This is a genomic window from Nocardia sp. NBC_01499 (genome assembly GCF_045040275.1).
In the GTDB taxonomy this organism is placed as follows: domain Bacteria; phylum Actinomycetota; class Actinomycetes; order Mycobacteriales; family Mycobacteriaceae; genus Nocardia.
This window is the reverse complement of the sequence record NZ_CP109426.1, coordinates 9161862-9181131: the sequence shown is the minus strand read 5'-3', so window position 1 is coordinate 9181131 and position 19270 is coordinate 9161862. Positions and strand designations below refer to the sequence as shown.

Annotated in this window: 19 protein-coding genes; 7 read left to right on the top strand and 12 right to left on the bottom strand. The window is 64.5% G+C overall.

The features are described 5' to 3' along the window. Positions 1-14: 14 nt before the first annotated feature. Positions 15-1598 (bottom strand): beta-N-acetylhexosaminidase, encoded by a 1584-nt coding sequence (locus OG203_RS41915; protein ID WP_405162735.1) that lies wholly within the window; start codon positions 1596-1598, stop codon positions 15-17. Between the two features lie 371 nt (positions 1599-1969). On the opposite strand from OG203_RS41915, the gene OG203_RS41910 reads away from it, so the two are divergent. Then, positions 1970-3850 (top strand): lytic murein transglycosylase, encoded by a 1881-nt coding sequence (locus OG203_RS41910; protein WP_405162734.1) that lies wholly within the window; start codon positions 1970-1972, stop codon positions 3848-3850. Positions 3851-3864: 14 nt separating this feature from the next. Here OG203_RS41910 and OG203_RS41905 read toward each other — a convergent pair whose 3' ends face one another. Continuing rightward, complete coding sequence (locus OG203_RS41905; RefSeq protein WP_405162733.1) at positions 3865-4515, bottom strand: TMEM175 family protein; 651 nt, start codon at positions 4513-4515, stop codon at positions 3865-3867. A 341-nt stretch (positions 4516-4856) separates the two neighbouring features. Between OG203_RS41905 and OG203_RS41900 the strand changes: the two genes are divergently transcribed. Then, positions 4857-5096, top strand: a complete 240-nt coding sequence (locus OG203_RS41900) for a hypothetical protein (RefSeq protein WP_405162732.1) — start codon at positions 4857-4859, stop codon at positions 5094-5096. Positions 5097-5136: 40 nt separating this feature from the next. Here the strand turns inward: OG203_RS41900 and OG203_RS41895 are convergent, their stop codons facing one another. Together OG203_RS41895 and OG203_RS41890 are read right to left on the bottom strand one after the other, a co-directional pair. Then, entirely contained in the window at positions 5137-5349 is a 213-nt protein-coding gene (locus tag OG203_RS41895) for a cold-shock protein (RefSeq protein ID WP_405162731.1), read from the bottom strand. 52 nt (positions 5350-5401) lie between these two features. Next, entirely contained in the window at positions 5402-5764 is a 363-nt protein-coding gene (locus OG203_RS41890; RefSeq protein ID WP_405162730.1) for a winged helix-turn-helix transcriptional regulator, read from the bottom strand. A 91-nt stretch (positions 5765-5855) separates the two neighbouring features. On the opposite strand from OG203_RS41890, the gene OG203_RS41885 reads away from it, so the two are divergent. Further along, the gene (locus tag OG203_RS41885) at positions 5856-6650 is read left to right on the top strand and encodes an NAD(P)H-dependent oxidoreductase (protein WP_405162729.1); all 795 of its coding nucleotides are present in this window, start codon (positions 5856-5858) and stop codon (positions 6648-6650) included. A 10-nt stretch (positions 6651-6660) separates the two neighbouring features. Here the strand turns inward: OG203_RS41885 and OG203_RS41880 are convergent, their stop codons facing one another. From OG203_RS41880 to OG203_RS41860, 5 genes are all read right to left on the bottom strand, one after another. Then, entirely contained in the window at positions 6661-7497 is an 837-nt protein-coding gene (locus OG203_RS41880) for an SMP-30/gluconolactonase/LRE family protein (protein WP_405162728.1), read from the bottom strand. A gap of 65 nt (positions 7498-7562) precedes the next feature. Further along, entirely contained in the window at positions 7563-8366 is an 804-nt protein-coding gene (locus OG203_RS41875) for a DUF1460 domain-containing protein (protein WP_405162727.1), read from the bottom strand. Positions 8367-8477: 111 nt separating this feature from the next. Beyond that, on the bottom strand, positions 8478-8753 hold the full coding sequence (locus tag OG203_RS41870; RefSeq protein WP_405162726.1) for a hypothetical protein: 276 nt from the start codon (positions 8751-8753) through the stop codon (positions 8478-8480). Then, the gene (locus tag OG203_RS41865) at positions 8750-10309 is read right to left on the bottom strand and encodes a M1 family metallopeptidase (RefSeq protein ID WP_405162725.1); all 1560 of its coding nucleotides are present in this window, start codon (positions 10307-10309) and stop codon (positions 8750-8752) included. Before OG203_RS41865 ends, OG203_RS41870 begins: the two co-directional genes overlap by 4 nt. A gap of 186 nt (positions 10310-10495) precedes the next feature. Then, positions 10496-12055, bottom strand: a complete 1560-nt coding sequence (locus OG203_RS41860) for a M4 family metallopeptidase (RefSeq protein WP_405162724.1) — start codon at positions 12053-12055, stop codon at positions 10496-10498. A gap of 1 nt (position 12056) precedes the next feature. On the opposite strand from OG203_RS41860, the gene OG203_RS41855 reads away from it, so the two are divergent. Continuing rightward, entirely contained in the window at positions 12057-12416 is a 360-nt protein-coding gene (locus tag OG203_RS41855) for a hypothetical protein (protein WP_405162723.1), read from the top strand. Between the two features lie 378 nt (positions 12417-12794). On the opposite strand, the gene OG203_RS41850 is transcribed toward OG203_RS41855, so the two are convergent. Beyond that, a complete protein-coding gene (locus tag OG203_RS41850; protein ID WP_405162722.1) occupies positions 12795-13646 on the bottom strand; it encodes a ParB/RepB/Spo0J family partition protein in 852 nt (283 codons plus the stop codon). 1124 nt (positions 13647-14770) lie between these two features. Here OG203_RS41850 and OG203_RS41845 point away from each other — a divergent pair. Continuing rightward, a complete protein-coding gene (locus OG203_RS41845; protein ID WP_405162721.1) occupies positions 14771-15382 on the top strand; it encodes a hypothetical protein in 612 nt (203 codons plus the stop codon). A gap of 9 nt (positions 15383-15391) precedes the next feature. Here OG203_RS41845 and OG203_RS41840 read toward each other — a convergent pair whose 3' ends face one another. Beyond that, positions 15392-15538, bottom strand: a complete 147-nt coding sequence (locus OG203_RS41840) for a hypothetical protein (protein WP_063713426.1) — start codon at positions 15536-15538, stop codon at positions 15392-15394. Between the two features lie 198 nt (positions 15539-15736). Between OG203_RS41840 and OG203_RS41835 the strand changes: the two genes are divergently transcribed. Further along, positions 15737-16996 (top strand): alpha/beta hydrolase family protein, encoded by a 1260-nt coding sequence (locus OG203_RS41835; RefSeq protein ID WP_405162720.1) that lies wholly within the window; start codon positions 15737-15739, stop codon positions 16994-16996. A 63-nt stretch (positions 16997-17059) separates the two neighbouring features. After that, a complete protein-coding gene (locus OG203_RS41830) occupies positions 17060-17602 on the top strand; it encodes a YaeQ family protein (protein WP_405162719.1) in 543 nt (180 codons plus the stop codon). A gap of 70 nt (positions 17603-17672) precedes the next feature. Here OG203_RS41830 and OG203_RS41825 read toward each other — a convergent pair whose 3' ends face one another. Continuing rightward, the gene (locus tag OG203_RS41825) at positions 17673-19079 is read right to left on the bottom strand and encodes an FAD-binding protein (RefSeq protein ID WP_405162718.1); all 1407 of its coding nucleotides are present in this window, start codon (positions 19077-19079) and stop codon (positions 17673-17675) included. Positions 19080-19270: the final 191 nt, after the last annotated feature.

The window sequence follows — 19270 nt, the reverse complement described above, 5'->3', positions numbered from 1 at the left end:
TCGGACTCCTTCAGCTATTTCCAGTCCACCTGCGGGGAGCGGTAGAAGTTGATGCCCTGCGCGGCCCAGATCGGACCCTGTTTGGCGAGCCGCTGCCGGTATTTGTCCCAGTTGTGGGTCGCCGACGGTGACCAGCCGATCTCGGCGATGCCAGCCAGCCGGGGGAACGCCATGTACTCGATGTCGGGGCTGGTCCGCAGGGTCTCCGACCACAGCGGAGCCTCTACCCCGGCGATCTGCTTCTCAGTAACGCCCTGCAGGAAGGTGGCCGGATCCCAGTTGTAGGAATCCTGCACCTCGACATAGCCCGCCCAGTGCAGGCCGAGCGGTGAGTCCTTGTTGTATTGCATATCCAGGTACGCCTTGTTGGCTGGCGACATCAGGATCTTGTTGCCGCGCTTGGCCGCCGCGGCGACATCGGCATTGGTGTTGGCGGTATCCCAGTACTGCGGAATGGCCGACGTCGGCGGGTTGGTCACGACGATGTTGTGCCAGCCCGTCGCCTTCTTGTCGTAGGTGGCCAGCATCGGCGTCACCTTGTCGTAGAAGGTCTTGTAATCGGCCGCGGAGGTGGAATGCGCCTCGTCACCGCCGATGTCGATGTATTTACCCGGGGTGATCGCGGCCAGTTCGCGAATGACATCCTCGACGAACTTGTACGTAGTCGGGCTGCCGATGCACAGTGAGCTGTAGCCAACCTCGATATCCGTGCGCGGCGGCACGGGCTTACCGTCGCAATTCAATTCGCCATACGACGCCTGCGCGGCGTTGGTGTGGCCGGGCATGTCGACCTCGGGAATCACCGTGATGTGCCGGGAGGCAGCGTAATTCACGATGTCGGTGTACTGCGCCTGGGTGTAGTAGCCACCGGGGTCACCGTTCACCGCGGTCTGCCCGCCGATCTCGGCCAGCTTCGGCCAGCTCTTGATCTCGATGCGCCAGCCCTGATCGTCGGTCAGGTGCAGGTGCAGGGTGTTCACCTTGTACTGGGCGATCTGGTCGATGTAGCGCTTGACCTGATCGGGCTTGAAGAAATGCCGGGCCACGTCGAGCATCGCGCCGCGCTGGCGGAATCGCGGATAGTCGACCACAGCGCCACCCGAGACCGTCCAATCCTGTTGCTGCACCGACGTTTTGTTGATCGCCGCAGGGAACAGCTGGCGCAGCGACTGCACGCCGCCGAACAGACCGTCGGTGGTATTCGCTTTCAGGGTGATCCCGGTTTTGGCCACGGTGAGTTGGTAGCCCTGGTCGCCGACGCGGTTACCCGCGTCGCCGAATTCTAGCGTGATTCCCGGCTTGGCCAGGTCGTATCGATCCACCACCGGTAGCGGGAATCCGGTGGCGGGCCGGAGCAGTCCGCCCAGGTATTCCGCGACGTCCTTGGCCTGGTGTTCGGCGCGGATCACACTGGCGGCCGTCAGCTTGAAGTTCGCGCCAGGGTCGGCCTTCGCTTCGACGGGGACGGGCACGATATCGGTGACAGCGCGTTCGGCTGTCGGTGGGTTATCGGCCGCGTTACCGGTCAAGCCGGGCATGACAAGTGTGGTGAGTGCCACGGCCGCGCCGAATACAAAGGGGTATAGAAGCTTTCGCATAGCGTACCTCCGGTACAACTTTAGGGGGCACACAGAAGTATGGATCAGCGTGCGAGATATGAGTGGGGACCTTCTCAACTGGGGATATGCACCGAATTACCGATCACCGAACTACTCGGCGCCGATCATGCTTCGAATTCCCCACTTCCACTGGGGATCTGCGCGGGGCTCGCGCATGTCATGCTTGCGCCGGTTGTTCGGAACTTGGCGGCCAGCAACCTGGTCGTTGGCTGAGACATCCACTCGTGCAACAGCTCTCAGGCTGGCGCGGCCATGTCACTTGGCGTCGGCACGCGCGAGCAGCGGGAAAGAGCTGTCGCGTCGAAATCGCGGCAGGTCGCCCTCGACGTCGACGAAGGATTGGTAAGACGATGCGAATAACCGGTCCCATTGCCGCATCCGCCCTCGTATTTACCGGCCTGATCATTACCGGTTCCGCGGCGCACAGCACAGGGCGCACAAACGTGCCACAGGGTGTTTTAGCGGCCGCGATGTCGCCGACCGATCAGCCGAATTCGGACGATCAATCGGTCACCGTGCTGCCGACCGAACCGCTGCATCTGCAATCGGATACGCCGCAGGGCGATCCGGGGGCGCTGCAGGTTCCGGTGCCGATTCACAATGTCTCGCTGCCTTCCGTGCCGACTCGCGGCATTCCGGAGATCGCGCTCGCCGCCTACCGCAACGCCGAGTTGCAGCTGCAGGCGTCCATGCCCAACTGCGGGATGTCCTGGCATCTGCTGGCCGGTATCGGGAAGGTCGAGTCGAACCACGCGGGTAACGGGCGCACCGAGCCGGACGGCACCACCCGCGGCGTCATCTACGGTCCCGCGCTCGACGGCACGCTGCCCGGCAACGAAACCATCAAGGCCGCCGACGGCAACTTCGTGCGCGCCGTCGGGCCGATGCAGTTCCTGCCTGGCACGTGGGCGCTGTACGCGTCGGACGGCAACGGCGACCGCAAGTCCGATCCGAACAACATCTTCGACGCCGTGCTCGGCGCGGGCAAATACCTGTGCTCGGGCGGTCTGGATATGCGCGATCCGAAGCAAGAGTCGCGTGCGGTGCTGCGCTACAACAATTCCCTCGACTACGCCTCGCAGGTGCTCAGCTGGTCCAACGCCTACAACACCGGCGGCACTCCCGCACAGGGCGAGCTCGCCCCCGTTCCCGACAGCACGCCCGACGGTGGTATCCCCGACGGCGCCGGTTCGAGCATGAGCGCGGGCGAAACGGCCGTCATCGCCGACCCTACCGATCCCGCTACTCCGACGGACACGCCCGCACCGGACACCACGACCGACCCGGCACCCACGACGGACCCGTCCACGACGACCGATCCGCAAAGCCCCTCGGCCAGACTGGAACTGAGAATCCAGGTGATGATCAATATCCCTGGCCGTGATCCGATCCCCTGCGGCATCTTCTGCCCGTCGCCGAAGGTGGAACTGCCCACCATCCCGCAGACGGTCACGCCGGTGCCGACTCCGCTGCCGACCACGACGGATCCGATTCCCACCACTGTGCTGCCGACTACAACGGATCCGATCCCTACTACTCAAACACCAACCACGACAACACAACCCGGGTCGACTACGCCCCCCGCGCCGACGACGAGCCAGGTCACGCCAAGCCCGACCACGTCGACGCAGCCAATCGCACCGGCCCCCGCGATAGTCGAGCAGCAGACACCCCAAACACCCACCACCACAACAGCACCCACATCTGTCGTCCCCACCACCACGACAACACCGAAACCACCGGCACCGGCCACACCGGATCGGACTCCGCCAGTCCAACCGAACAGTCAGCAGCCAGCCGCACCGGCCTCGACAACCCCGGCCCCCAAACAGCAACCTGTCGCACCAACTCCGACCACCCCCGCTCCCAAACAGCAACCTGCCGCACCGGCTCCGGCCGCTCCCGCTCCCAAACAGGAACCAGGCACACCGGCTCCGGTCGCCCCGGCTCCCAAACAGGAACCCGCCGCCCCGGCCCCCCAGCAAGAACCCGCTGCGCCAGCTACCCCCGCGCCCAAACAGCAACCGGTGGCGCCAGCTCCAGCCACCTCTGCGCCCAAACAGCAACCGGCAGCACCAGTTCCGACTACCGCCGCACCCAAGCCGCAGCCGGCCACCCCCGCCGCCCCGGCTCCTAAACAGCAGCCCGTCGCCCCGACTCACCCTCCGGCCCCGACCGCGAAACCAGTACAACCACCCGTGACCACTCGGCCGCCCGTTCCGCAACCATGATCATCCGCGCGACCTCAACTGGCTCGCCGAGCTTTCCACCGCCGCTTCACCACTCCCTCGACGGGCCCAACGGCTATCCACAGCAGCAGTGACCACAGTCCGACATGCGGTACCACCAAGGCGATGACCAGCGCCAAGCACACCACCGCCACCGAAATCCACCGAACCGCAAGGTCGATCGACGTCACCTGCCCAACATCCACCAGCATCTTCGCCCGATACAGCGCCAACTCCGCCAGCCGACTCGCCGACATCGCCCCGATCATCACCCCCAGGTAGATGCCGATGGCAACCCGGTCACCCCGGTGGGAATAGACATCGAGAACCGTCACCAGCGGCAACGCGACAATGCAGAGCAACCACAACATGTTGATCCGCACCAGCAACGGCGTATACCCGGTCGCCCGCTCGAACAGCCGATGATGCTCCCGCCAAAACGAACTGATCACCACAAAGCTCACCCCCGCCGCGGTGAGCCCATAACTGTTCTCCGACAAGAACTTCGACGTCGACGTATCCGCGACCTCCCGAGCATTATCGACCAACGGCAACACGATCAACGTGATAGCGATAGCCACCACCGCATCACTGAAGAAGATCAGCCGCTCCAGCCCCCGCTCCGTCCGAATAGGCCTGGACACATCGCCGGTCTCTTCCTCGGTCATCCGCAGAGACTACCGAGCACACCGACAATCCTCACCGCCCAGCGCGATATTCGAGTGCGCCCACACTAGGCGCCGACTAGCGTCCAGCCGATGACGCTGTCCCACGATGCCGGATATCGCTTGGTGCGCTGCGACTTCCGAGGTTTCGGCCGAACTCCGATGGCAGACCGGCCATACAACGATGCCGAAGACGAACATCACCCAACTAAGCCTCAACTCTCCACTTCAGCACAAATCCACAATCCGGTAATCCGTCTTGTCAGATTACGCAATCCTTGCTAGGTTGCAGATGTCAGCTATCCATCAGCTACATCAATGCACCGCCTGCCAGGAGGACCTGGATGCGCCACCCCCCGACACCCCGATACGTCGCGATCCTCGAAACCACCGTGCTCATCATGATCGCAATCGGCTTCGTCCTAGCCCGCTTGTCGGCCAAAATCCCCGGCGCCGCAACAAGTTACCTAACCGTCGGCGCAGTCCTCGCAGGCTTAGCCGCAATCACCGCCTTCTACAGCGCCCGCCGAGCCCGCACAGATTTGAACCCACCCACCACCGACAACCCCACCCCCGACCCTTAGCGCACAGTGCCGGAGGCTGGGTTTGCTCAGACGTCGGTGGTCACTCCGGGTAGACGTCGTCGGCTTGCATACCCTTCTGCCCCTGAACGGCAACGAACGTCACCTTCTGGCCCTCTTTGAGGGACTTGAAGCCGTCGCTCTTGATCGCCTTGAAGTGCACGAAGAGGTCATCTCCGCCACCATCGGGGGTGATGAAGCCGAACCCCTTCTCGTCGTTGAACCACTTCACAGTCCCGCTCTGCCTGTCGGCCATAGCAACACCTACTTCATGCGAGTAGTCGAGTCCCTGACGGTCAGGATGCCCATCACGTACTGATCATCCCTTCCTCGACCTTCCGCGGGACGGTTTCTGCGTAGGTGGCTCCCCACCGGTTCAGCCACTCCACGGCCGGTCTGAGAGACGCTCCTAATTCGGTGAGCGAGTACTCGACTCGTGGCGGCACCTCAGGGTAGACAGTCCGGTTGATGAGCCCGTCGGCTTCGAGTTCGCGCAGCTGGCGGGTCAAGACGCGCGGGTTGACGGGTCCGACCAAGCGGCCGAGTTCGCCGAACCTGCGGCGACCGTCGAGCAGGTTCTTGATGACCGTCAACTTCCACGCGCCACCGAGGACCGAGACGGCCACCTCGACGGGGCACACGGTCAACGCGGTCTCTACCTGCTTACGCACGGAGCTCCTACCTCTTCGCTTACCTTTTGGTCCCTATGTGACAGAAATGTCAGTACTTGGCACACCGAGGACTAAGTACGAAAGTAACCCTGTGACTTCTTCCGGATCAATCCTGTGGATCTTCGCCCACCCCGATCCCGGCTCACTCAGCCACTCGCTCTATCGACACGGCGTAGCGCACCTGCGGCGCAGGGGGAATCAGGTCACTGATGTCGATCTGCACGCGGCGCGCTGGAACCCGGTCCTGACTGATACCGACACGGTCGCCGCGGTTGGCGACACACTCTCCGACCGGCAACACCACGCAACGTTGCAGCACACATTGCCCACCGATGTCACTCACCAACAACAGCTCGTCACCGAATCGCACACTGTCATCGTTCAATTCCCGCTCTGGTGGTACGGCATGCCGGCGATTCTGAAAGGCTGGTTCGACCGCGTTTTCACCAACGGATTCGCCTTCGGTATCCGAGATAAGGACGGCGAAATCTGTAAGTACGGCGACGGCGGCCTCGCCGGTCGACGCCTACTGCCCATCGTCACCGCGGGTGACCGTGCCGATGCGCTCGGGCCCCGCGGAATCAGCGGCGACATCGACGACATCCTCTGGCCCCTACTGCACGGCACCGCCCACTACACCGGCATGCTGCCGTTGCGGCCGCACCTCATCAGCAGCGCCGACCGCGTCGACGACGCCACTCATCGCCGATACGTCGACACGCTGACCACACGCCTGGACACCATCGGCACCGAATCGCCCATCCGCTACCGCCCGCTGCGCGGCGGCGACTACACCGCCACCCACCAATTACAACCACACATCCAGCCCGGAAAACGCGGCTTCACCATCCATCGCCTCGACCACCTCAACGGCGAGCGGATCTAGCGAAGCTCAGCTACGGCCGCCCGGCACCCCGGGCGGGCGCGGGGAAGGACACTACTTGTCCGGTGGGTTCGGATGATTCGGGTCCGCCCCAATTCTGGGCTACGACATAGAGATTCGGGTTTTCGCCGCGGCTGAGGGTGCAGGCGAAGGCGCCGCGGTCGAGTTGTGCGGTGGCCAGGATTTCGCCGCCTTCGGCGACTCGGCGGCAGTGGTGGTTGCCTACGTCGGCGTACCAGACGGCGCCGTCGGCGTCGATGCAGATGCCGTCGGGATGGTCGCCCGGGGTTTGCGCCCACACGCGGCGGTTATCGAGGCTTCCGTCGGGGGCGATGTCGTAGGCGGTGAGGCAGTTGGCGTAGGACTCGGCGACGATGAGAGTGACGCCGTCGGGCGTGATGGCCATGCCGTTCGGGAACGCGAGTCCTTCGGCGACCTGCCGGACGCTGCCGTCGGGGGTGACGAGAACTATTGGGCCAGGGGCGAATTCGCCACCGGGGAAGTCGAAGCCGATGCTGTTGACGTAGGCGTTGCCTCGGTCGTCGACCACGATGTCGTTCCACGGCTTGTCCGACACGGTGGCGAGGTCGGCGTGCGCGACGAGCGATCCGTCGGGCTCGAGGCGAAGCAATCTGCGCTGTGCCGAGTCGACGACGAGCAGGCGCCCGTCGGGCAGGAAGTCGATGCACATCGGGAACGACGGGACCTCGACGATCACCTCGGGGCGATGGTCGGCGCCGAGCGCGATCACCTGGTTCGCGCCCCAATCGGAGAACCAGAGTCGTCCGTCGTGCCAGCGCGGGGATTCGCCGAATACGACTCCCTCCAGCAGAATTTCGGGCTTGTTCACGTCGCGGTGTCCTTCTGTAGTCGGTACCGATAGTGACGCGGCGAACCTCGAGAACTCATCGGCGACTACTGCGCGCGATACACCACGATGCCGGGGACCGACTGGACATATTCGGCGAAGGGCGAGTCGACCACCTTGTTGTTCGCGGCGAGCGACGATGCGTTGCGGAAAACCGGCCCGCTCGGCGTCTGCACGAAAATGCCGACGTGGGTGACGTCGAGCCCCGGCTGATCGGTGTAGGCGCCGATGTAGTCACCCGTGCGAAGTCCGCTGATAACACCGCTATCGACACGGGCACTGGGAATGAAAGTGATAGCGCGATCCACCACCGGCAGCCCGGGCAGATACGTCCCGCCGTCACCTTTGGCATTGAGCTGCTTGGCAACGGTGACCGCGCCGGTACTCAGCGCCCCGGTGACATCGGTGGCGGCGACACGCGGAGTGTTCACCCAATCGCTGAAGAAATGCTTGCGCTGCAGGAATTCCACTCGACCGCCGGTATAGCGCGTATCGATCAGGTTCGTGACGAACTGCTCCCGATCAGTGGATCGGCTCAGCGCTTCGACATAGTCGAGATAGGTGAAGCAATCCACGCGCCGGAAGTCGATGACGAGCTGTTCGGGCTCGGTCGACGAGCCGACGAGCATATTCGCCCCGTACGGTGTGCCGAGGAACTGGCGCGACAGCAGCTCGATCAGCTCACCCTTGCTTTGCGCGGCGGGCGCACCGGCCCCCAATGCCGCCAGCGCATCGATCTTCGCCGCGGTCGCATCGTCGATGTACGGCGCACCGACCGCCGCGGGCACCATCGATGCCGTGCCACCGACCAGAGCCAGCAGGACGAGCAGTACGCGGGCGAGGGTGCGCAAGAAGCCTCCAACACGGGTGAACGATCTCTCGAAGAACAACACCACCGTAACCGCACACACCGGTGGACCGCCGCAGGATCCCCGCGCCGGTCCACCGCTGGCGATAAACCGTCAAGCCGCTACATGAGCCAGCTTCTTCTTACTGACACCCTTGATACCGCCGGTGCCGCTCTTCGGTCCCTCCACACTCTGCGGCTCATTGATCGGGCCGCATGGCCGCACTCCCTGCGCACAATGGGGATGGTGGCTGGCCGGCGGCGAAAGGTAGCCGTGCCCGACCGCCGGTGCCGCGTGCAGCGCCGCCACTATGAACGGCGCGATAGTGACCGCGGCGGCGAAGGTCCGCAGTTGCCGCGGCACCACCCGTGCCAGGGAGGCGGGCGTCATTTCCGGTCACCGCGCCCGAACGGCCACGGATCGGTATTCGGCTCATCGGGGGCCGCCTGCATGCCCTGGTTCGCGAGGCTGCCCGGGTACAGGTACTGGCTCGCGGGCCGCTGCTTCCCGTTCAGCCAGGCGTCGAAGAAACCATCCAACTTCTTGGTGGTACGCGACTGAATGAACTGACGGAACTCGGGAATCGACGCGTTGCCGTGCTTGTGCCCCTGCACGAAATCGCGGACGGCGGCGAAGAATACGTCGTCACCGATGTAGCGACGCAGTGCGTGCAGGAACAACGGTCCCCTGGTGTAAACGGTGGTGAATTCGTTGCCCTTGCCCGGGTCGTAGAGCGGTGTCGACCACACGCCCTGCTGGTCGGCACTGGCGAGCGCCTGACGATAGATCTGGTCGGCGTTCTTGTGATTGACCCGTTCCGGGTACAGGATGTCGGCGGTGTAGCTGGCGAAGCATTCGTTCAAGCAGACATCTCGCCAATCCTTGACCGACATCGAATCACCCCACCACTGATGGGCGTTCTCGTGGATCAGCGTGTTCAGGTCCACCCACGGCGCGTAGATCGGCCGAGTTTGGGTTTCCAGCGAGAATTGCAGGTCGGTGTCCACGTAGATGCCGCCGCCCGCTTCCTGCGGGTACGGACCGTACAGCTGCTCTTCGAAAGCGAGCACGCCGGGCAGCTTCTTTTCGAGATCTTTCTTCTGCTGTGCGCCGCCCGGTGCGAAGAAGCTCTCCAGCGGTGTATTTCCGGCCTTCTGTGTCAGCCGGGTGAACTTGTCGATCGCGATCGTCGTCAGATACCCGATGATCGGATCCTTGGCCTCCCAGGTGACGGTGTGCTTACCCGAACCGGCGGGCGCGTCGGAGGTGCGGACCCCGTTGGACGCCACATCCCAGCCGGTCGGCACGGTGGCCTTCACGGTGAAGGTGACCTTGTCCAGCGGTGTGTCGTTGAGCGGGTACCACGTTGTCGCCGAATGCGGTTCACCGGCCGCGAAGGCGCCGCCGGACGGCGAATAGGTCCAGCCGTTGCCCTTGGTGTCGGGCATGGTCCCCGCGTAATCGACGATGACCGTGAACGGCTGGCCCAACGGCAGTGCCGCCTTCGGGGTCACCACGAGTTCGTGCTCGCCGGTCTTCTTGAACTGCGCTGGCTGACCGTTGACGGCGACGGAACTGACTGCGGGACCGGCGAAGTCGAGGTTGAAGGCCGACAGGTTCTGCGTGGCGTTGGCGGTGATGGTCGCCTTGCCTTTGAGGTTGTGCGTCGGCGGGTTGTAGTCGATGGCGACGTCGTAGTGGAGCGCGTCGTAGCCGCCGTTACCGTCCTGCGGGTAATACGGGTCGCCGAGCCCGTCGGAGCCCGGTGTCGGATCGGCGGCGCTGGCCACCGCCCCATTCGGCGAATCCGGCGGCGGGGCAGCGGCAACCGAGGCAACGCTGGCGGTGAGGCTCAACGCGAGAGCCAACGCGGACACCGCGACCGGCCGCGATCTGAGCGCGGCCGGGATCGGACTACCGCTGTCTGACCATCTCTGAATTCGCATGGGAAACAACCCCTTTGGTAGGCGATCCGGAGCGCGAGCTCGGCCGTGCGAACGTGTCGATACCCGAGGCGGATCTGTATTCGACTGCGGGAAATGCCACTTCGGCAATCCGCAGGTACTGCCGGGGACCGGGCCTGATGTTTCGACGGGAGTTACCAGGACCGGTCCCCGTAAAGCGATGAGCCGCTATGCCGCAACGTTCAGCGACGGCATCTTGACGGCCTTGGCCGCATTCGCCACCTGCACACAGTCGGCGGGCGTCGTGCCGGCCACCTGATTGCGGACGTTGGTATTGCACGCCGACACCAGCGCGCTACCCAGGCGCGCGTAGTCCGCGCTGGAGGTCAGCAATGTCTGGGTGGTCCAGTACAGCTGGGCGGTCTTCTCGATACCGATGCCGGTGACCGCCTGCCCGTTCAGGGTGCCGCCATCGACCATGAGCTGCGCGGCCTTGTTGCCGACCCCGCTGTTGATGTGCACCAACCGCGACTGCTGCTGATCGTCGTTGGGATCGGTAGCGCGGTACCAGTATTGGCCGTTGTAGCTGTCGGGCTGCTGGTGCGACTTCGGATCCGCCATATCGCGGATAACGCCCAAAGAGCTTCCCGCGCCGAGCTTCCAGCGATTGGCGGCGTTGTACTCCGGGCCGGTGATGTAGCTCAGCTCGCCGAAGACGTCGGACATGGACTCGTTGATCGCACCGGAGTCGTTGCGGTACACCAGACCGTTGATGTGCTGGGTCACGCCGTGGGTGAGTTCGTGCCCGGTGATGTCCTGGGTGGAAAGACCCTCGCCGTAGGCCATGTGGTCTTCGTTCCAGAAGGCGTTGGCGTACGGGCATGCGGTCAGCGCGCAGATACGGACGGTGGCGCGCAACGCTTTTCCGTTGCCGTCGCCGGTGTCCGCGCCGATGAGGCCGGTCAGATCGTTCATCGGCGTGTACTTCGCGTAGAACTGCTCGGTGGCGCCGAGGTAGTCATAGATCTTGTCGACGTCGGGCACGTTGACCGGGGGTTTGCCTTCGGTCCTCGTCGGCTGGAAGCCTTGGGCGCTACCGCACTGGGTCGGATCCTGCGAGCCGTCCAGGTCGACCGGCGTGCGATTGGCATCGCACACGACCCGGTTGACGTGCTTGGTCTCGCTCCAGCTGTCCAACACCTTTCCTGTGCTGTTGGCGTCGACGAACACGACCCACTGTCCGGGCTGCTTGCCTTGTGCGCCATCACCTTTGACCGAGACCTTGTACGCGGGGACCGCGACGCTTTGCGCGGAGTTCTTGGCAGCGAGCTTCGGGTCGTACCACATGGCGGTCGTCGCGGAGACGGCGAACTTATTGCTCGCCTGCTTGGTTTCCTGAGCGAGCGCGCGCACCGCGGTGGCCGCCACCGCGGCGGGCGGTGTCGCCGCACCGGCCGGGTACTTGCCCTGCGCCTTCTGCGACAGCGCCCCGCTTGCCGAGATCAGCGAGCCGTCGGCGGCCAGCGACTGCGCCACCGAGGCACCGAAGACCGGCACCGAGTCGATCTCCTGACGCAGCCGGACGGTGGTGCCCTTGCCGACCGGGAGCACCTTGTCGACGACGAGGTTGCCGACCGACTCCGCGCCGAAGACCTTCTGCACGCCCTGCGCCCGCGCCTGCGCGGCAGCGGGAGCCTCGGCCGGTATGCCGGGTACCTTCGGCAGCGGGATCTTCGGAACCACCTGCGTGACAATGCCGTCGGGATCGGTGAACACATTCTTCGGCACGGTGGGTAGGTCGAAAATGCTCGGCGGGGTTGACTGCGTCGGCGACGGTGTGACGGTCGACGAGGACGGCGGAGTGGTCGGCGACGTCGAGGTGGTCGGCGACGGTGATGTGGTGGGAGCCGATGTCGTCGGTGTGGTCGGCGACGACGTCGATGGATCGGTGGTCGGCGACAGCGTCGAGGGGGTGGTCGACGGTTCGGTAGTCGGCGACGACGTCGAAGGGGTGGTGGTCGGCGGTGTGGTGGTCGGTGGCTGGGCGAGGGCACCGGAGCTGGTCGTGAAAACCGTTGCCGCTAAAACGAACACCGCGGTAGCGGTGAAGCGAGCCGCCCTTCGATGTGGGTATTTCATATTCAAGTAGAACCACACCGCGGGCGTTGTTTTCGACTGGGGAGTTACTGGGGAGTTCGTATTACGACTTAATTAACTTTCCCGAAGCCATAATTCGGCGAAGTGTCCTCTTCTTGCGCTCCAGCAGCTGCACTTTCGGCGCAAGTGTGTCGAAATATCAAGCCGCCAAGCCGGACTGGCTACGCGAAGACCCCACCCCGCGCCGGTGCTGTCCGACGGACCTTCGGTGCCGCAATCGACTCGCCCGCGCAGCGGCATCCGCTCCGCGGGCGAATGACGCCGCGAACGCCGGGTGGTTGATCACGGCACCGAAGGTTCGTCGGCGCGCAACCTGCGGACAATAGTCGATTCGCAAGTCACGCACCGTATTCCGAGGTAAAATACGCGGTCATTTGCTTTGCAGGCGGTCGCCGATTCTGGTCGCGAAGTCCTGCCAGTTGGCCGCGTTCTGCCGTGCCATATCGAGCACGAGGTTCAGACAGTGTTCCGGGATCCGATCGGCCAGATCGAGTGACTGTGTCGGCGTGCGCGGGCTCGCGTCGAGCCAGCGCAGTACCGTACGTCCCGTTTCGGTCAGGCGCAGCGACGGATCGCGGCGCAGGCTCTGCAATACCGAGGAGGGGCAAACCCGCTCGGGCGGTACCGGATCGGGCGCGAGTGGCGCGCCGTCGGTGCCGTCGCACGGCTTCTTGCGGCGCTGGTGCTCGACGTCCGGGCGGCGCACTCTGCGCATCCGGCCGTCGCGCCCTAATCGATGCCTCGTCTGGGGAACATCCCCAGACGACTGCCTGCGCACCGCCCCGACCGTCTTGTGGTCGAGCCCGGCCACTTCGGCGACCTTGCGGTCCGACCACAGCGGATACATCCGCATGATCCGTAACGAGGCGGCCTTGCGATCGAGAATCGACAGTGGCAGGCCGTGCGCGATGTTGGCCTGTACCGCGAGTACGAACGCCTCTTCCTCGGTGCCGTCGAAGAACTGTGCCCGGATGACGTTGTCCCCCTTCAATTTCGCGGCCTTCAGACGGTGCACACCGTCGATCAGCCGCATGGTTTCTCGATGCACCAGGATCGGCGGCAGTTCCGCCTCCGTCGTCGCTAGCACCTGCGTATGTGCCGAGTCCTCAGCACGCACGCGCAGTGCGCCGCTGATGTCTATCGACTCGATCGGAATCTCGATGACAACGTCGGCAACTCCGACTCTCGCATCGTCGTCCACGTTCAACCTGTGTTCACTCACGGCGGTACTCCTGCGTCGAAGCCGAGATCATTCCGTAGCACACTTCGCCCCGCCGCCAGTACCGATCCGAACCACTACAACAAGCGGGACGAATCGATGCAGTAGGCACGGCGCTGTGCCGGGTCGGGCGGTGACTAACTAGCGCGGACAGCAATATTTCACATTGGCAGAGTTCCGGCAACGATACGGTGTCGAAACGCCGCTGCATTCGCAATCTGCGGATCGCCAGTGTGATTCACGGCGTTATTGGTGAATGGTGTTAACCCGGAGGTCGACGCTCCGCCTTTCGGAAACATTTCGGAAACTACCAGTTCCAGCCCGAAACAGGCGAGAGCGTGGATACGCTTAAGAGTTGGACTTACGCGTCGACCGGGTAGGCGACCACGGACATGCTTGTACGCCACCATAAATGGAGTTGCCAAGCTTCGGAACGCGACGACCACCCTGGCCGCCGCGTGACAACAAAAAGAACCCCGAATCATTTGGATAAGGGCGCAACAAAACCACGGTATTCCGATTCGACGAAATAACCGCTCTATCTACACCATGTGCCCAAGGCACCCCAATTGCGCGTTCGTGTTCAAGTCCCCTCTCGCACACGAAGAACAAGGCGTGTTCCGCCTTCTTCCAAATGATTTCACCTGAGGAACTCACTGCCCGATCATCCCTCAGTTCCGATCCATCCTATCATCGGACCTCCCACCCAGCAGCGCGACGAACGAAAAACTCCGGGTTAGCTCACCCTACGAGAGTCCATACAGCAGAGCATGTTTCGGTGATATCGCGGGGGCGTCGACGAAAACTTTGCCGGAACTCCGGTCACCGGCGTCTCGCCGGATTCACCGCTGCCAAGCCCGGCGTGCGGAGTCGGCGCCCTTGTGACACAAGGATTTACTGGCCTGATCGGACAGGATCGCCGCCGAACTCGGCGACCTCGAGCCGTCGCACACTAGCCGCGAGATTCGTCGTGCGCTACACCCTGCCGCGCGACAAAGCGGCTGCGGCGGAACCCGATCCGCGCGAGCGGAGCCGCCACCCGAGGTAGCGACAACCTGACTCGGGCACCCGTTGCGGTACGGAATCACCCCTAGCACTGCGGTATTGACACCAGATAGCGCTGTGGCATGATGCACAGCCGTGCCGCCGATTCCTACGGTCGAGACATGCTCACCGTCGAATCCGATTCAGTTGCCACCACTTCTCGCCGCGAGCGTCGGCCGCGGTTGCGCGGCGCACTGGCCATCACCATGGCCGCGATCGCCGCGACCGGCCTTGTCGGCGCGGCAGCTGGTAGCGCGAGCGCCGCACCCGCCGCCGACTGCCTATGGGCGGGCACGGGCCATGCGCAAGGTTCCACCGTCGTGGCCGGTGGGCGGGTGTTCACCTGTGCGACAGATCAACTCGGCGCGCCACGCTGGAACCGAGGCGCGGCCGTCCGCACACCGAGCACCGTCGCCAATCCGGGCGCGAGCGCCGCGCCCGCGGGCACCTTCAGCGCCGGAGCGCAACAACCCGGCACCGAGTACACCGACTACTGCGTGGGTACGCAGCTCATCGACGGCAGCGAGTCGGTGTACGAGGTGGTCCCCGACGCGGCGGGCGCCCTGCGCTGGAAGGCGGCGGGACCGATCTCCCAGTGGACCTTCGCCCCTGGCACCGGTCCGGTACCGACCACCCGCTCCGCCAGCCTGTGCCTGCCGGATCAGGTGATCTGGCCGGCACCGAACTCTTACTGATTCGGCGAATCAGTAAGCGATGAACAAGATCTCGTCGCGCGAGTAGTCGTGACCCGGATGATTCTCGGCCAGATGGGCCTTGGTCTTCTCGACAAGATCGTCCTCGTCGACTCCGACAATGGCTTCTCCGCAGGGGCAGTTCAGGTTTCGCTTCATCAGGTGTCCTTTCCTCTCGATCGACAGTCTAGGCTGACGACCCACGCGAGAGCCGCCCGAGTGGCGCCGTGGTTTGGTCCTTTGGGGGTACACCCCTACGCATCACGGGGTACGCCGAGTCGTCCGACGGGTTGACGCGCAGGCAGGCGTACCTTTGCCATCCTGACGTCGACCCGAACGTCGAGGAGGACCAGCGAAGTGTTCACACTGCGCCGCTGCGCGCTGGCTCTGGCCGCTGCCCTGGCCGCTGCCCTGGCCGCCACCACGCTGCTGACCGCATGTGAGCAGTCCGCACCCGAGGCGACCGGCAGGGCGGCGAAGATCACCCTGCCGCCGCTCAGCGGCCCCTATCCGGTCGGCACGGTCGACCTGCATCTGGTGGATTCGCGCCAGGATCCGTGGCATCCGGCCGACAAGCGGGAGCTGATGGTCACCGTGACCTACCCCGCGCAGCGCGGCGGCGATCGTGCCCCGTGGATGTCGCCTGGCGTAGCGGCGGCGGTCGACCGGATCGCGGCCGCCACGCCCGGGGACGGACTGACGCCGGGCGCTATCGACTGGAGCGGTACCAAACGCCAGGCGAGCACCTCGGCCGACGTTGACCGCAAGGACGGCGCGTGGCCGGTCGTGCTGTTCTCGCACGGCTTCGGCGTGGTGCGCGAGCTCAATTCGGTCCGCACCGACGACCTGGCCAGTCACGGCTACGTCGTCGTGTCCATCTCGCACACCTACGACACCGAAGCGGTCGAGTTCCCCGGCGGCCGCCTGGTCACCAGCGATGCCGGCCCGGACCCGCAGTTCCTCGCGACCTCGATCGATACCCGCGTCGCGGACACCCGATTCGTGCTCGACGAGCTGACCCGACTGCAGCGCGGAGAGAACCCGGACGCCGAAAATCGGACGCTCCCAACGGGGTTGACCGGCGCGCTGGACTTATCGAAGGTCGGCATGTTCGGCCATTCGCTCGGCGGCTATACGGCGGGCGAGACGATGTACCACGATCAGCGCATCCGCGCCGGCATCAATTTCGACGGCGGTCTGAGCGTCGGCAAGCCCAGCGAGATCGCGCAGCACGGTGTTGACCGGCCGTTCATGCTGGTCGGCGCCGACGGCGTGAACCCGCAAACGGGACGCAGGTTCGAGCATTCGCACGTGGACGACTTCGACCCGAGCTGGCACCAGTTCTGGACCAACCAGCAGGGGTGGAAACGCGACCTGCACTTCGACGGCGCCGCCCACAACAGCTTCACCGACCTCCAGGTCGCGGTGCCGCAATGTGCCAGCCTGCTGACCCAACAGGCGCGGGAACAATTGGTCGGCACGATCCACCCGGCCCGCTCGGTGAGCGCACAGCAGGACTACGTCGCCGCCTTCTTCGATCTGCACCTGAAACACATCGCCACCGACCTGTTCGACGGGAACAGTCCGCGCCACCCGGACACCAGGTTCATCCCCTGACCCAGGTCACGCGGCACCGCCGCGCGGCAGGACACCCGCGACGTTCACCTAAGCTGCTGGTCTATGGCACTCCCCGCAACACTGCACAACTTCGCCGTCCAACTGGCCGACGTCGACCGCGACGTGTACCAGGACCTGGAGTTGCGGATCGCGCGCCACCCGTCCGAGACCGCCGAGTTCATGGTGACCCGCCTGCTGGCCTACTGCCTCGAATACCAGGAGGGCATCGCCTTCAGCGAGGGCGGCATCTCGTCGACCGACGAGCCAGCGGTGCTGGTACGCGACCTCACCGGCCGCCTCACCGCCTGGATCGAGGTCGGCGCCCCCGACGCGGACCGGCTGCACCGAGGCAGCAAGCTGGCCGGCCGCGCCGCCATCTACACCCACCGCGACCCGGCCAAGGTCCTGGCACAGCTCGCGGGCAAGCGAATCCACCGCGCCGAGGCCATCCCCCTCTACAGCTTCGATCGCGACTTCATCGACGCCGCCGTCGCCGCGATCGACCGCCGCAACACCGCGACCCTCTCGATCACCGAACGCTCGCTGTACCTCGACCTCAATGGCACGAACCTGAGCAGTCCTGTCGAGGAGCACGCGCTCGGGTAGCTCGGAATTCGGCGGTGCCCGAATCGACCGGCCGGGCGGGCAGTGCGCGTACTGCTCGCCCGGCTCTGAATCAACGACTGAGGGATGCCTCGTCGCTGACCAGGCGGAGGCGACGGGCCAAGTCGGAGACGAACACTCGCTCCGGGTCGGCGGTATCGCGGACGCGGCGCCACTCGTCGAGCCGGGGATACATTGCTCGGATCATTTCAGGGGTCGTGCGCGAGTCCTTGGCGAAGTAGAGTCGTCCGCCCGCGGCAAGCACGCGCTGGTCGAGTTCAGCGCAGAACTCGCCGAGTCCCGGTTTCAGCGGGAAGTCGAGGCTGAGCATGAAGCCTGGATGCGGCCAGGACAGTGGTGCATGATTGCCTGGGCCCATGCGCTTGAACACGTTCAAGAACGATCTGTGGCCTGAGTGGGCGATCGCGCGCACCGCGTCGGCGAGTTGTGTCTCGGCACCGAACGGCATCGAGAACTGGTACTGCATGAAGCCGCGGCGACCATAGGCACGGTTCCACTCCCCCAGCAGATCCAGCGGGTGATAGAACTGGGTCAGGTTCTGGATCCGGCCGCGCGCTCGCTGCGGAAACACTCGGTAGGCGGCCTCGGCGGCGATCCGGGAGGTGAGGTTGTTCACCATCCCGTTCGGGAAGATATCGGGCACGGTAAACAATTGCGGCGCATCGAATTTCAGCGGATCCCTGCGCAATTTGATCGGTAGCTGGTCGACCGTGGCCAGCGATCCTCGGCTGAACGCGGCGCGACCGATTTTCGCCCCGGTACTGATCGTGTCCGGCACCGACATCGAGTATTCGTAGCCCTCGTCCGAACCGCCGGCGAGCAGTTCCATCGTCTCGTCGAGGTTGCCGGTGCGATCGTTGTCGACAATGAAATACGCGGTCTCGGTGTGCTTCATCCGCACCCGCGCCCGAATAATGATGCCGGTCAGCCCCATTCCACCGACCGTTGCCCAAAACAGTTCCGCGTCAACACCTTCCGGCGCGATGGTGCGCACCGAACCATCGGCGGTCAACAGCTCCATCGACAACACATGATTACCGAAACTGCCGTGCGAATGATGGTTCTTGCCATGGATATCGGAGGCGATCGCGCCGCCGACCGTCACCTGCCGAGTACCGGGCAACACCGGAACCCACAGACCACGCGGCAACACCGCCCGCATCAGCGCGTCGAGACTGACCCCCGCGTCGACATCGACCACCCCGCTATCCGGATCAATGCTGTGCACGCGGTCGAACACCGTCATGTCGACGACGAGCCCACCGCCGTTTTGCGCCGGATCGCCATAGCTACGGCCTAGGCCGCGCGCGATAACCCCGCGCGGCCCCGCCTCCCGGACGTTCTTCGCCACCGCGTCGATATCAGGCGTTGACAACACCCGCGCGACAGTCGACGCCGTCCGGCTCCAGCCGGTCAGTGGACGCTGATCGATCACCGAGCCCCCATCTCTGAAATTCACCGAACCACCGTAGCGCTCGAGACATGAACTCTCCCCACTTCCGCTGGGGAGAACCGGCCGATGTCTTTCATGTCACTATTCAAACAGTTGTTCAGAAATGGCGGCGTACCCCGCAGCCGTTGACTGGGACATCCTCTCGCGCAACAGTTCTCGGTTCTCGTTCGGCATACCCTTCGGCGACCGCTCACGGC